At 63.0% G+C, this 13,435-nt stretch carries 9 protein-coding genes; 7 read left to right on the plus strand and 2 right to left on the minus strand.

Annotation, left to right across the window (positions count from 1 at the left end; all coding sequences use genetic code 11):
* Window positions 1-488: 488 nt before the first annotated feature.
* A complete protein-coding gene (locus tag BCM02_RS28025) occupies window positions 489-1,448 on the minus strand; it encodes an ArsR/SmtB family transcription factor (RefSeq protein ID WP_148932445.1) in 960 nt (319 codons plus the stop codon).
* Between the two features lie 413 nt (window positions 1,449-1,861).
* Here BCM02_RS28025 and BCM02_RS28030 point away from each other — a divergent pair, with 413 nt between their 5' ends.
* Window positions 1,862-2,365, plus strand: coding sequence for a GNAT family N-acetyltransferase (locus tag BCM02_RS28030; protein WP_148932446.1), 504 nt, complete (start codon window positions 1,862-1,864; stop codon window positions 2,363-2,365).
* Between the two features lie 118 nt (window positions 2,366-2,483).
* On the plus strand, window positions 2,484-3,152 hold the full coding sequence (locus BCM02_RS28035; RefSeq protein WP_148932447.1) for a bifunctional 2-keto-4-hydroxyglutarate aldolase/2-keto-3-deoxy-6-phosphogluconate aldolase: 669 nt from the start codon (window positions 2,484-2,486) through the stop codon (window positions 3,150-3,152).
* A gap of 508 nt (window positions 3,153-3,660) precedes the next feature.
* On the opposite strand, the gene BCM02_RS28040 is transcribed toward BCM02_RS28035, so the two are convergent.
* Window positions 3,661-4,449 carry an SDR family NAD(P)-dependent oxidoreductase gene (locus BCM02_RS28040; RefSeq protein ID WP_148932448.1) on the minus strand — a complete coding sequence of 263 codons (789 nt, stop codon included), beginning with the start codon at window positions 4,447-4,449 and terminating at the stop codon, window positions 3,661-3,663.
* Between the two features lie 217 nt (window positions 4,450-4,666).
* Between BCM02_RS28040 and BCM02_RS28045 the strand changes: the two genes are divergently transcribed.
* The 5 genes from BCM02_RS28045 (at window position 4,667) to BCM02_RS28065 (ending at window position 13,414) form a co-directional block, all read left to right on the plus strand.
* The gene (locus tag BCM02_RS28045) at window positions 4,667-7,804 is read left to right on the plus strand and encodes a DUF4832 domain-containing protein (protein ID WP_148932449.1); all 3,138 of its coding nucleotides are present in this window, start codon (window positions 4,667-4,669) and stop codon (window positions 7,802-7,804) included.
* 67 nt (window positions 7,805-7,871) lie between these two features.
* Window positions 7,872-9,785, plus strand: a complete 1,914-nt coding sequence (gene pelF, locus BCM02_RS28050) for a GT4 family glycosyltransferase PelF (protein WP_148932450.1) — start codon at window positions 7,872-7,874, stop codon at window positions 9,783-9,785.
* A 1-nt stretch (window position 9,786) separates the two neighbouring features.
* The gene (locus BCM02_RS28055) at window positions 9,787-10,218 is read left to right on the plus strand and encodes a hypothetical protein (RefSeq protein ID WP_148932451.1); all 432 of its coding nucleotides are present in this window, start codon (window positions 9,787-9,789) and stop codon (window positions 10,216-10,218) included.
* Complete coding sequence (locus tag BCM02_RS28060) at window positions 10,215-11,783, plus strand: hypothetical protein (RefSeq protein ID WP_148932452.1); 1,569 nt, start codon at window positions 10,215-10,217, stop codon at window positions 11,781-11,783. The genes BCM02_RS28055 and BCM02_RS28060 overlap by 4 nt, the downstream gene beginning before the upstream one ends.
* Entirely contained in the window at window positions 11,780-13,414 is a 1,635-nt protein-coding gene (locus tag BCM02_RS28065; protein WP_148932453.1) for a hypothetical protein, read from the plus strand. The genes BCM02_RS28060 and BCM02_RS28065 overlap by 4 nt, the downstream gene beginning before the upstream one ends.
* The last annotated feature ends 21 nt before the right edge of the window (window positions 13,415-13,435 follow it).

Raw genomic sequence — 13,435 nt, forward strand, 5'->3', positions numbered from 1 at the left:
CTGTCAGACGCGGAGTTTAAGCAGAAGGCATGGTCCCGGAAGGGGCCGTGCCTTCTGCGCGTTGGGCGACAGAGGGGCGGCGTTGGATGGGAGGGATTCGCCTTGCAACCGAGCGTCTTCCAGTAATCGCCGGATCGTACACGTGCAAGGACGATAGTGACTTAGGCGTCGTTATTGGCGCGATGACGGGGCGTAGCAGGGTCGATAGTGACTTGGGCGTCGTTATTTGCGCGACGAAGGGGCGTAGCGGGGACGATAGTGACTTGAGCGTCGTTATTGGCGCGACGAAGGGGCGCTTACCATGTGCCGAATTGAGCAGAGCGCGCGTTACCGATTGCCGCCATTGCGAGGCAGACAGACTGATGCCCGCAAAGGGACGAGCTGTACCCCTAGATAGCAGACTCGCAACCGAGACTGAGAGGGTCGCCGCGTCCATATAACGAAACAGCCCCGCATTCGGCGCTTGGCCGAATTACGGGGCTTTGCGGTTAGGACTTCGCGTTCAGGGCCGCGGCCGTTTCGCCGCGCGGGGTGACGTCTTTTTTGTAGTACAGCTTGAATTGAATGTCTTGATTGTAGTTGCCGAAGCCCGACCCGAACAGCGTTAGTCCGCCGACGTTCTCGGCTTCTTCGAGCACGGCCATCCGGAACGTCCACTGCTTCCGCTTGATGTCGAGCTGATCGAGCGTGACGTTGGAGAGGTGCTGGCCGTCGATGAACGTGCCTTTGTCGTTGATCTTCAGCACTTTCAGCAAGCCGTACTGGTTGATCTCGTTCCACCACCACTCCGGGGTATACTTGCCCCGGTTGCCGCCGCCGAAATCGCCGGGACTCGTCCATGTGCCGATATCGACGCCGTTCAGCGTGAACTTGATATCCGATGGCCAGTTCTCGTTGGCGAAAGGAGCCTCGGACGAGATTTCCATCGATACCTCGAGCTCGAGCGGATCCTCGCTTTTCATCAAGAAATTCGGCACCCGGTATTCGACGTAGCCTTGCCCGAACCAGAGAATCTTGGCGTTCACGCGCTCCGGGTCGAGGAAATACCGGGGTTCGTCGAAAATGCCGATAACGCTCTCGGTCGTCGCCAAGCCGCAGGTCGGTTCGACGTGGAAGTCGGTGTAATGGCCGACGGACACTTCGGTCAGGTGATATTCGCGCGGGCTGGACTCTTCGCGGCTAGGGAAATCGATTTCAATAAAATCGGTAATCAGCGTGCACACTTTCTTCGCCCCGCCCTTGCCCGAAACCATGGTCGACCGAATTAAGCCGGCTTTCTCCAGCTTCTTCACGTGCATCGTCATGATCGCGCTGCTGAGGCCGAGCGCCTGCGCCAGTTCTTTCACGTTCATATTCTGTTTGGCGAGCAGCTGGATCATTTCGATCCGCACATTGCTGGCAAGCGCTTCGTATACGGGAAGCCATTTATCGGTAACGTCTATTCGCATGGTTCCTCCGGGAGAGTTTCATATATTTATAAATCAATCATACAAATATTAATAGGTTGATTCAACTAGAAATAAACCATATTTGGCGATTGGCCGTTATCACCTCGTTGTAAGCCGCCGTATGAGCGGGAAGATGGGGAACCCGAATGCCGATTATGCTCGCCGCGAGTGCCGAAGCCAGAAGGGAACGAGCTGGGAGCGAGTCACCTTGCCGTCGATTGTAAGCGCAACCAATTTTGATGTTTAGCTACCATTATAAAGGAGCGGCGGCGAGGATCAAAGGTCCATATGCGAAATTTACGCGAGATTTGACCGAAAAGCTGAACTTTTTTTGCAAAATATCGCATTTGACTGAAAAATGCGTCGGCTTGGTGTTAAAATCAGGGGGATAAAGGAAAGGAGACGGCAACCTCATGATGATTCGGGTACTGACGTCCGACGATGCGGAGCGCTATCGAGCGCTGCGGCTTCGGGCTTTGCGGGAACATCCGGAAGCGTTTCTCTCGACCTATGAGGCGGAGCTCGACAGACCGATCGAGATGACCCGAAGCAAACTGGCGCCCGAGGCAGGCAAATTCACGCTCGGCGCGATGGACGAGCACGGCGAGTTGGCCGGCGTCGCGACGCTCGTGCGGGAGACGAACCCGAAAGTCGCGCACAAGGCGAACGTATACGCGGTCTACGTGGCGCCCGAAGCGCGGGGGCAACGGGTCGGCATGTCGTTGATGCAGGCGCTGATCGCGGAGGCGAGGGCATGCGACGGGGTGGAACAGCTGCATTTGACCGTCATGGCGTCGAACGAGGCGGCCGTCAGGCTATATACGGCAGCGGGTTTTGCCGTCTACGGCACCGAGCCGCGCGCGATGAGAATCGGCGGGACGTATTTCGACGACCATCATATGGTGTTCTTCCTGTAAGGCGCCTTGGCCGAAGATTAGGGGCTCGGGGAGGAAAACGCTTCCTCCGTGAAGAAGAAAAGACGTTAGTCAATTTGCAAATCATTTCATACCAGGGTAAAGGAGAAATGAACGAGCTATGAAGAAGTTGAGACTGCTCCAGCAAATATCGGAAGAGGGCGTCGTAGCGGTACTGCGAGGGGAATCGCCGGAAGAAGTGTTCGAGATGGCCAGCCAATGCATCGCGGGGGGCATCAAGGTCATCGAGGTGACGATGACGGTGCCGTTCGCGCTGCAGGCGATCGAGCGTCTGGCGAAGACGTATTCGAGCGATACGCAGGACCCGTCCAAGTTCGCGATCATCGGCGTCGGCACGGCGCTTGACCCCGAGACGGCGCGCGCGGCGATTCTGAGCGGCGCGGAGTTCGTCGTCGGTCCATCGCTTAATCCGGCGACGGTCGCGTTGTGCAACCGGTACCGCGTCCCGATCATGCCGGGCGTCATGACGGTCAAGGAAATTCAGGAAGCGCTCGAACTCGGCGTCGACATCGTCAAGCTGTTCCCGGGCAACCTGTATTCGCCGTCGATGATCAAGGCGATCAAAGGGCCGCTGCCGCAGGCGAACATCATGCCGACCGGCGGCGTGACGCTGGACAATCTGGGCGAATGGATTAAAGCGGGCGCCGTCGCCGTCGGCATCGGCTCCGACCTGACGACCGAAGCGGTGAAGCAGCGCAACTACGACCTGATCGCGGATCGCTCGGCTCAATACGTCGCCGCTTATAAGAAGGCGAAAGGGTTGGCTTAACAGGCAACGGCTGCCGTGGCGGGACAAGGCAGGCGTTCCGATTTGGAACGGCAGCGAGAGAATAAGCGGCGGTGCGGGATGCAATCCTGCGCCGCCGTTTTTGCGTGCGATAAAGGCGAAGCTACTGAAGGGGCAGGGCAATGCTGTCAGGTTAAGGAAAAACGTCCGATTAAGCCAACTAGGGCCTATAGTTGACAGGCTTGTGTCTTAGGATTGAGTTCAACACCCACTGAAGCTTTGTCCGCTAGGACAAAAGCGTGCCAGCTCGAAGCAATCCGCCGACCGCGAACAAAGGTGCAAGCACGAAAAAGGGAGTCCAGAGCGTTTTCAAAGGAAAACGCACTTCGGAAGCATAGCTTTGGTTCCCCTCAGCGGAGGGGGAAGGGGGAGGGAGCAATAAAGTCGGGTCAAAAGGGCGGAGCCCTCTTAACCTGACAGCATTGACGGGCACGGTTGCGGAGCGGCATAGAGCGTGAGCGCGTAGTGCGCGAGCAGCCATAAGCGAAGGTCAGCGTTGCGCGAGTCCTTCCTCGTCTTCGCCCGCCCCCGTTCCCATATAGGCAACTTCCTCTTCATCGAACAGGTTATCCAAATAAATTTGGCCCAGATGGTCCATGATGTTCACGTTGTGCAGTCGGCCGCTGACGCCGTCCGCCGGGAGCGCCGCCAGACGATCGAGCATGGGCAGGATCGAGTCGGGCTCCTCGCCGTAGAACGGGTTCAGCTCGGTGCGGATCGCGCCGGGATTGAGCAGGTTGATCAGGATGCCGTGTTCTCGCTCCGTCTCGGCGGCCACCAGCGTCATCTGATGCAAGTTGGATTGCGCGACCGCGTACGAAGGAAAGCCGTTCTCGCCGACATGAATGACGCCGGGCATTACGTGCACGATCCGCCCGTACCGGCGCTCCCGCATCGCAGGCAGGACGGAAGCGGTGACGAGCGACACGCTGCGGACCAGATCCTCGAAGAACTGCTCGTAATATTCGAAAGCCCGTTCTTTCTCGGCCTTGCGGACATGATTCGTCGTGTTGTTGATCAGCACGTCGACTTTGCCGTAATCCCCGATAATCTGCCGCGCCATGGCGCTGACCTCCAGCGGCTGCGTGACATTCGTGAAGTAGACGTCCGACTGCAGCCCCTGGCGGAAAATTTCGTTCGAAATGTCCTGCAGCACGTCCGATTCCTGATCGCACAGCAGCACGATGTCGCCCGCTTGCGCAAAATGCAGCGCGGCCGCTTTGCCGACCTCGCACCCGGCCCCGTTAATTAACACGACCCGTTGTCCCTCGTTCCCCATCGTCGTCCGCCTTTCTACGTTTAGTCCCGGCTAGTATGCGCCATCGACGGTCATTTTAGCGAAATTGGCATCGCTGGCGGATCGTGGAGAGGAGAAGGAGGGGAACGCTAGACATAGCCGCTGGCGGCCGCTTTCCTCCATTTTCCGCTAATGGAAGTCACCCCGGCTGTCGAAACAAGGGATATACACGGATGTAGAAACCGAAAGAGGGATCGAGATGAGGAGACCGCGAACGATCGCCGCGGCCATGTGGGGAACCGTCACGCTGCTGGGTTTGTATACGGCGGGGCCCTGGTTCCCGCCTGCGGAGCGGGCGCAAGCCGCGACGACCAAACCGAAGAAACCGGCGCATGAGGCGAGCGCGAGCGCGTACGTGCTGCCGCCGTCCGGCTTGAGGGTGGCCGCGACAAGCCTGGCGTCCGTGACGTTGTCCTGGTCGCCGCCGCCCGGCGCCGGGCAGTGGACCTATGCGGTCTACGTCAACGGCAAGCAAGCGGCGGCGACCGATGCCCGGCACATGGAAGTGCGGGGGCTTGCGTCCGCCACGTCCTATAAATTCGCCGTGGCGGCGATCAGCGAGGGCAAGCAATCCGTGCTTGGCACGGCGGTATGGGGACGCACCGACGGCGGGGATCTGCTGACGAACGGCGGGTTCGAGCGGGATAAGGACGCAGACGGCCAGGCGGACGGCTGGTCGCTCGGCAGCGGACGGTACGCGCTCGTCGCAAGTCCCGTCTCCGGCGGACGGAAAGCCTTCCGGCTGACGGCGGACAAGCTGGCCAAGGGCGACAACATCGGCGCTTATCAGCGCGTGGCGGTCACCGGCGGCAAGGCGTTCGCGCTGGAAGGCAGCCTGCTGCCGCAGTCGCTGAGCGGCGCGCGCGCCGTGCTGTTCGTCGACTTCTTCGACGCCGACGGGAAGTGGGCGGGCGAGATGAGCCGCGAGCTGACCAAGACGGCCGCCCAATATGCCGCGGTGCGCGCCGAGGGGATCGTTCCCGCGAAGGCGGCGTATGCCTTCGTCACGCTGCGCGTGTCCGCGACGGAAGCTGGCGGCTCCGGCGTTCTGTTGGCCGACGATGTCCGGCTGCGTTATACGGACGCGAAGATGGCGGATAACGGCGAGCCGAACGATGCGGCGGAGCAGGCGGTGCCGCTGATGGCGGGCGAACAGGTCTCGTATTTGTCCAAGCCGGGCGACGAGGATTGGTACCGGTATACGTCGCTGCGCGCGGAACGGGTGCGCTTCGGCCTGACCGTGCCGGCGGGGCTGGACTACGAGCTCGAGGCGCGCAGCCCGCATGGCGAGCGGCTCGGCGAGGGCAAGCTAGGCGGCCAGAGCGAGAGAGTCGACGTCGCCGTCCAAGCCGGGGAGAGCGTGTTCATCCGGATTGCCGGCGCGGGCGCGGGCGACTACGGGAAGCAGTCCTATCGCCTGAGCGCATCGAGCTTGCCGGCAGGCGAATTCGGGCTCATCGGCAGTCCTTCGGCTTCGGGCCTCCAAGGCGGGGATGTTCCGGCGGTCGACGGCGTCGACGTCTGGTCGCGCGGGGAGCGATTCGTCGGGACCGCCGGAGCGGAGGGGAGGACCATGTCCGTGCTGCAAAGCGGGGGCCGGGTCTATGTCCTTATCCGGGGCGAGCAGCTGCTTCCATGGCATACGATCTATCTCGGCACGGACGGCGATGCCGCGACCGGTTATGCCGGCCGCGCGGCCGCGGAAGTCGGCGCCGAGTTCAAAATCGAATACAACCGGCTGTACGCCTGGGACTCCGCCGCGCAGGCATGGCTCGACAAAGGAGCCGCCTATGCGGATCTCGGAGAAACGTCGGCCGGATTCTCCGTCTATCTGTCGGATGTCGGACTGCCTGCCGCCAAGCCGCTCCTTCTCGCATACGAAAGCGCGGACGGGGGCCGCATCCCGGCCGCCGGCGCGGCGCGGATGACAAGCGCTCGCATGGGGGCAGCCGCCGCATCTCCTGACGCTGGCGAATCCAGGCTCTATTATCCGAAGCAGCTGTTCGGCGCGCTGACGAATCCGTTCATCGGTTGGGCGCCGTCGTCCAGGGGCGGGGACTACAAGCAGCCGCACGCCCTCGTGACGGCGAGCATCCGCTGGCGGGATTTGGAGCCGGAGCGGGGACGCTTCGACTGGGCGGGGCTGGAGCGCAAATACGATTTCGCCAAATGGGCGGCCGTCGGCGACCGGTTTATTTTGCGCTTCGTCATGGACGTGCCCGGCGACGATCCGAATCATCTGGATATCCCGGATTGGCTCTATCGGGCGCTCGCGGAGGCGGAAGGCGAGGCGGGAGCGGGCATTCGCTACAAGACGAAGGAGGGCGCTGGTTTCAGTCCGAATTACGGCAGCCCGCTGCTGATCGAAGAGCACGCGCGCGTCATCCGGGCGCTCGCGAAGCGCTACGACGCCGATCCGCGCGTCGCGTTCATCCAGATCGGGAGCCTCGGCCATTACGGCGAATTCCACACGGCGCTGCTAGAGGAGCCGTTCCCGTCGCTCGGGGTGTCCGATCGATACGTGCAAGCTTATACGGACGCGTTCCGCGAGAAAAGGATCGGCATGCGCAAGCCGTTCCCGCTGGCGGCGGCCCACCGGCTCGGCTTGTACAACGACATGTTCGGCGAAGCCGACGCCACGGCGACGTGGCTGGGGTGGGCGGCCAGCGGCTGGGGCGGCATCGCGGATTACGTGCAGCCGGCGCAGGCGCAAGCGGCCAAGGACGGCTCCCGCATGCCGGAGTGGTGGCGCTATAACTACTCGGGCGGCGAGTTCAGCAGCAACTATGCCCCGGACGTCTACGTGGACGAAGAACGGCTGCTGCGGGCGGCGGCTCAGATTCGCGCCAGCCACGCATCCTGGATCGGCGCGACCGCCCTGCTCGGCATGCACGAGAAGAGCGGCCTCAGCACGCAGGAGCAGGCGGGCGTCCATTACCTGCAGCGGCTCATGGGGTATCGGCTCGTCATCGAGCAGGCGTCGCATGCGAGCGTCATCAAGCGCGGCGGCTCGCTTCAGCTGACGACCGCGTGGAGCAACAAAGGCGCGGCGCCGTTCTATTATCCGTGGCCGGTTCGGTTCGCCCTTGCGGACCCGTCTGGGCGACTCGCGGCGGGAACGACGGTAACGGCGCGGACGGACATCCGCAAGTGGATGCCGGGCGACCGCCAGACGGTGGAGGCGCGGATTCCGGTACCGGCCGCTTTGAAGCCGGGCGCCTATACGCTGCTGGCCGCGATCGTCGACCCGGATACGGGCAAGCCGGGCGTCCGGCTGTCGATCGAGGGCGCGCGGGACGACCTTTGGCATCGTTTGGATACGGTCGAAATTCGATAAATATCCATTAAGCGGTCCATCCTAGTTGGTAATTAAGTCAAAAGCCGATAAAGGATGGTCGGTCCCCGTGAACGACAACAACATGCTGGTCATGCTCGCCACGGAAGGGACGTACCCTTACCATCAAGGCGGCGTCAGCACCTGGTGCGATATTTTGGTGAACAGCCTGGAGCAGGTCGATTTCGTCGTGTACAGCATCATGATGAACCCGTTCGTCACCCAGAAGTTCAAACTGCCCGGGCGGGCAAGCCTCTATGGCGTGCCGCTCTGGGGAACCGAAGAGCCAAGCGAGCATCTGAAGACGCCGTTCGCGGACGTCTACGCGCAGAAGCTGCGGACGGGCGAGAAGGAAATCCGGGAACATTTCTTGCCGCTGCTGCAGGCGCTCTTAAGAGAGCTGACGGCGGAGATCAAGGACCCGTACCGGCTGGCGGACACGCTGGTCGGCCTTTACCGCTACTTCGAGCGTTACGAGTACAAGGCGACTTTCAAACACGAGCTGGTCTGGGATTACTACAAGTCGATGATGCTTGCGATCGCGGCGGACAAATCGACCGGATTCAGCCAGCCGGACATCCACGGGCTGATTCAAAGCTTGGGCTGGGTGTACCGGTTCTTCAATATCGTCAACACGCCGGTGCCGCGCGCGCACGTCGCGCATTCCTCCGCGGCGGCGTTCTGCGGCATTCCGTGCGTGCTGGCCAAAAAGATATACGATACGCCCTACCTGCTGACCGAGCATGGCATCTATTTGCGCGAGCAATATTTGTCGCTCTCCGGGCGGGGCTATTCGACGTTCCTGACCAAATTCCTCATTCGCATGATTCAATCGATCACCAGCCTGAACTACGCGTTCGCGGATCAGGTATCGCCGGTCTGTCTGTACAATACCCGCTGGGAAAGCGAGTTGGGTATCTCCAAGCGGCGGATCGAGGTCATCTACAACGGAATCGATACGCGCGTCTTCAAGCCGGACGAGTCCCGCCGAAGCGAGGGGAGCGGGGTCACGATCGCCATGATCGCGCGGATCGATCCGATCAAGGATATTAAGACGTTTCTGCGGGCCGCGCGGATCGTGCTGGACAAGCAACCGGCCGCTACGTTCGTCGTCTACGGCTCGGTTAGCGTGCCGGCCTATTACGAAGAGTGCCTTGCGCTGAGAGAGGAGCTGCGTTTGGGCGGGTCGTTCGTCTTCGCCGGCCACGCGACGCAGATGACCGCCGCTTATAACAGCGGAGACGTGATCGTCCTCTCCAGCATCTCGGAGGCGTTCCCGTATTCCGTCGTCGAGGCGATGATGACGGGCAGGCCGGTCGTCGCCACCGACGTCGGCGGCATCTCCGAGGCGCTAGGCGAGACCGGCAAGCTGGTGGAGCCGCGCAATCCGCAGGCGCTGGCCGAAGCGATTCTCGCTTACGCGGACAACCCCGGGCTGCGGGCTGAGGCCGGACGGGACGGCAGGGAGCGGGCGCTTTCCTATTTTACGCTAAGCCGCGTATTGGAACTGCATATGAAGAGTTATATTAAGCTTGCCGCTTGCGCCGCCGAACGGATTCCGCCCGTCGCGCGCAAAGCGTGGGAAGATCCGGCTCGGCAGCAGGGAGCGGAGGAGGCGGAGAAGGACGGATCCCCGGCACTAGGAGAAAGGGGGGATACGCGCGACCAAATGTCATCGGGCGCAGGCGTCTTCGGCCCGGGGGCAGATACTCTCGAGGACTTGGATGTCCCCGAGGAGCTTGCGCGCAGGCAGCGATCGGCGGTCGAAGAGGGACTGTCTCTGGCCGCGCGCGGCCGGCACGAGCCGGCCATCGCCGCTTATCGGGACGCGCTCGCGATTCTGCCGGACGCGCCATGCGTTCCGTATATTCTAACGGAGCTGGCCGGCTCCTATAACGCGCTGGGCCGGCATGACGATGCGATGGCGGAACTGCTGCGGAGCGAGCTGTACGCCAGTCTGCAGGCGGATCGGAGGATCGGTTAACATGACGAGCAATTTGAGACGGACGCTGCGGGGCTATCATCCGGCCGCGGTCAAGGCGCTATACGAGAACTTGACCGCGCGGCATGCGGATCGGATGAACGGACTACAGGAGGAATTGGTCCGACTGCAGAGCGATAACGAACGGCTTGCGGGCGAATTAGTCCGCATTACGTCCTTCCGCCGGTCGGTCGGGGAGACGCATGACAATGAGGAGTCGCGGGACTTCGGGGAGGTCGCGCAACTAGCGGCCGCGCATGCCGAGGCGAGCGTGCTCGTGGAGGAGCAGACGGCAAGACTGCGGGATCAGCGCGCGCGTCACGAGGCGGACAAGGCGCATCAAGCGCGTCTGCGCGCAGACGCGCTTGCCCGCCTGGAGACGAGGCTGGGCGAAGCGCAGGCGAGGTGGCGCGGAGGGGAGGAGGATGGCGATTGAGCACAGCGAAGGAGCTGCCTCGCGCCTGGCGGGGCTATCATCCCTTGGAGACGGAGCAATGGTTCGCGGCGCTCGAAGCCGCGCGCGAACGCGAAGCGGAGGAGCTGGGAGCGGCTATCCGCAAGGAGCGCGCACGGGGAGAGCGACTGTCGGAGGACTTGCGGCGCAGGCGGGATGGCCGGCGGCCGCCCGGTACCGTTGCGGGCGGCTCGGACGGGGCGGACCGTGCGGACCCGGCCATCGACGGCTGGGCGGCGGACCGGATCGCCCGGTCCGCCGCGGCGGTCCGGCGCCAAGGCGAGGCGGAAGCCGCCGCGCTTCGCCGCCTATACGAGCAACGCGAAGCAGAGCATGAGGCGGCAGTTCGGGAAGCCGATCGGCAATTCGCCGAATGCGAAGCGGCCATCGCCAGGCTGTTAGCCGAAGCGGATTCGCTGTTCGGAGGGGCTCATGTCTCGCGCGAGTCCGGCGACGGCGAGGAGCTGGCGCTGCTGCAGGCGGCGCTGTCGGACGTGCAAGTTCCCTTGCAGGCGGCTATCGGCATGCCGCCGGAAGGAGAAGGGGACGCAGCGTTCAGCGACGAGGCCGCGGCTGCCCGCGAGCACGGCGTCCGCCGCGCCGTGGCGGATTCGGCGCGCAGCGCGAAGGTCCTTCAATTCCGCCTCAGGGCGATGCTCGACCGGGTGGAGGCGGCCGGCGAATGGCGCGATGCCGGCGGCGCCATGCCGGACGCGGCGGATGTCGCGCTGGCGGCCGGGGCCAGACCGGCTTCCGGACTCGCGCTTGACGTCTCCAAGGGGATGAAGGCCGCCAGAGCGGCGGCGGGCGTGTCCGCCTCCCGGAGCGGCAGGCTCGGGAGACCGGCGTCCTCCGCCTATTGGGGAGACTTGGAGCCGTATATGCAGGATAACAGCGATCCGGAGCAGCTGCCGCAGCACGCGGGACCGCTCGTCGCCGGTACGGGCCGGGGCCGAGATGCATCCGCGCTTGATCGAGACGATCAGGTTCGGGCGGCCAGGGTTCCGGCTGAAGAAGTCGGGAAAGCGGCTCCGCACGCTGGACGGCAGAACAATGCCGAGACCGCCCCGGTGACGGCCCGAGCCGGCCCATCGGCCACCTCGGGCGACGCGTCCGCGCTCGACGAATCCGGCTCCGAATCGAGGATCGGCGGCCGTGCCGATCGGTTCGGGGACGCGGCTGCCTCTCCCGATACATCTGCAGAAGAGGTGCGGGCGGCGGAAGCAAGCTCCCCGTTGGCCGGCGCAAGTCAACCCGGCGACGCGCCTACAGGGAGCATGCCGCCCTCAGAGGAGTCGCCTGTTCTCCAATCCAAGCTTTCCGGTCTCGCCAGCGCGGCGCTCGGCGAAGAGATTCGATTCGTGCGGGAACGCTACATCGTCGGCAAGACGGCGGGGCAATCGCTCCATGCCGCGGATGGACGGCTGCTGATCGCCCAGGGCGAACCTATTACAGCGGAGATCGTGGCGGTTGCGGAGCGCGAAGGCAAGCTGGCGGAGCTTGTCGTACATATGGTCATTCCCGGCTTGGGGGCGGATACGCGATGAATCCGCCGCTTCCGGTATTGCGTTCGGCCGATCCGAAGTCTCAGCCTGCCGAGACGGCGCGGGCGGAACGGTTCGAGCGGCTCGCGAGCGACGTCGCCGCCCGGGATGCGCTGCCCGAGGATCGCTACGCGGTCGCCGCGCTGCTGGAATCGATGGGCTGGAACGATGCCCGGGCCGCGGAGGCGTTCGGCACGACCGATATTTTCGAACTCGCCGCCGAAGTGTGGGAAGCCGTCCGCCGTAAGGTCGTGACGAGCACGTTCGCCGTCAATGAACAGACGGGCGTGCTCCGCACCGGGCTCGCGCTGCTCAAGAGCTTCCTGCGGGGCGTAATCTTCGCGCTGCCGATGGCGATCTCGGTCATCTCGATGCTGACGTTGAAATTCTCGCTATGGTCGTACGAGCATTTGTCCGTGGAGATTGCCACGTGCATCGCGATCGGCACGATCGCCAGCTTCGTCGTCGTGGGCGGATTTACGCAGGCGATCGCGCGGCGGGGCTTCTTTTACATTTCGCAGGGCTACTACAACATGGCGCGCAAAGTCACCTTCCTGTTCATCCGGCTCGGCTACGCGGCCGCGCTCGTCGCCTGCGCGCTGCTGCTGGCGTTCAATCTCGTCTTCAACGTGTTTCCGCCGGAGATGTTCCTGTACATCGTGCTGTATTTCTTCTTCCTCGTGTCGATCTGGCTGTCCGTGACGGTCATGTACATCCTGCGGCGGGAGCTGACGTTCACCGGTCTTATTCTCGCGGGCATCGCCATCGTGTACGTGCTGTTTCGCGTGCTGGCCTGGGACATTATCTTCGCGCAGCTGCTGTCCATCCTGGTCGTGTCGGCCGCGGGGATGGCGCTCGTCGTCTATTATTTCCGGCAGGCGGCCAAGCGGGAGGAGAAGGGGATCGCGCCTAGAATGCCGCGTTTGGCCGTTACGGTTTACGCGGTGGCGCCTTATTTTGCCTACGGCCTGCTGTACTTCGTCTTCTTGTTCGTCGATCGGATCATGGCCTGGTCCTCGAACGTGGATTACATGCCGTATTTCATCTGGTTCCGCGGGGAATACGAGCTTGGGCTGGATTTCGCGCTGCTGTCGCTCATGATCCCGCTTGGCGTATGCGAGGTCATGGTGAACAAGTTGATGCTGGACATCGAAGCGAGCTACAAGCGCTACTGGGGCTTCGAGTCGGAGCTGATGAACGCGCGCTTCCGCCGGGTGTATAACCGGATGATGGCGGCGATCGCGGTTTCCTCGGCTTTGAGCGCGCTGCTCATCTACGGTTTGGCTCAGCTGTTCGACGGAATCTACTACGCCCGGGAGGGCGAGCACCTCATCGCGAGCGCGACGACGCGGTTCGTATTCCTCGTCGTGCTGCTGGCTTACGTCATCCTTGCGACCGGACTGATGAACGCGGTCACGCTGTTCTCGCTGTCGCAGCCGTCGCTGGTGAACCGGGCGATCGTGCCGGCGCTCGCGGTCAACGTCGTACTGGGCTTCGCGCTCAGCCGGTGGATCGACTACTCGTTCGCCGTCTTCGGCGTGCTGGCGGGCGCGATCGTCTTCTCGGCGCTGTCCTTCCGCGCGATGCGCCAGGTGCTTGGGAAGCTGGACTATTACTTGTACGCCATATCGTAGGCGCCGGCAGGCGGGAAGCGA

Source organism: Paenibacillus methanolicus (assembly GCF_008124765.1).
Taxonomy (GTDB): domain Bacteria; phylum Bacillota; class Bacilli; order Paenibacillales; family Paenibacillaceae; genus Paenibacillus_Z; species Paenibacillus_Z methanolicus.

Coding starts and splice junctions, on each gene's coding strand:
- BCM02_RS28025 (WP_148932445.1), bottom strand. CDS start 1,448: ATGCGAATAGACGTTACCGATAAATGGCTTCCCGTATACGAAGCGCTT.
- BCM02_RS28030 (WP_148932446.1), top strand. CDS start 1,862: ATGATGATTCGGGTACTGACGTCCGACGATGCGGAGCGCTATCGAGCG.
- BCM02_RS28035 (WP_148932447.1), top strand. CDS start 2,484: ATGAAGAAGTTGAGACTGCTCCAGCAAATATCGGAAGAGGGCGTCGTA.
- BCM02_RS28040 (WP_148932448.1), bottom strand. CDS start 4,449: ATGGGGAACGAGGGACAACGGGTCGTGTTAATTAACGGGGCCGGGTGC.
- BCM02_RS28045 (WP_148932449.1), top strand. CDS start 4,667: ATGAGGAGACCGCGAACGATCGCCGCGGCCATGTGGGGAACCGTCACG.
- BCM02_RS28055 (WP_148932451.1), top strand. CDS start 9,787: ATGACGAGCAATTTGAGACGGACGCTGCGGGGCTATCATCCGGCCGCG.
- BCM02_RS28065 (WP_148932453.1), top strand. CDS start 11,780: ATGAATCCGCCGCTTCCGGTATTGCGTTCGGCCGATCCGAAGTCTCAG.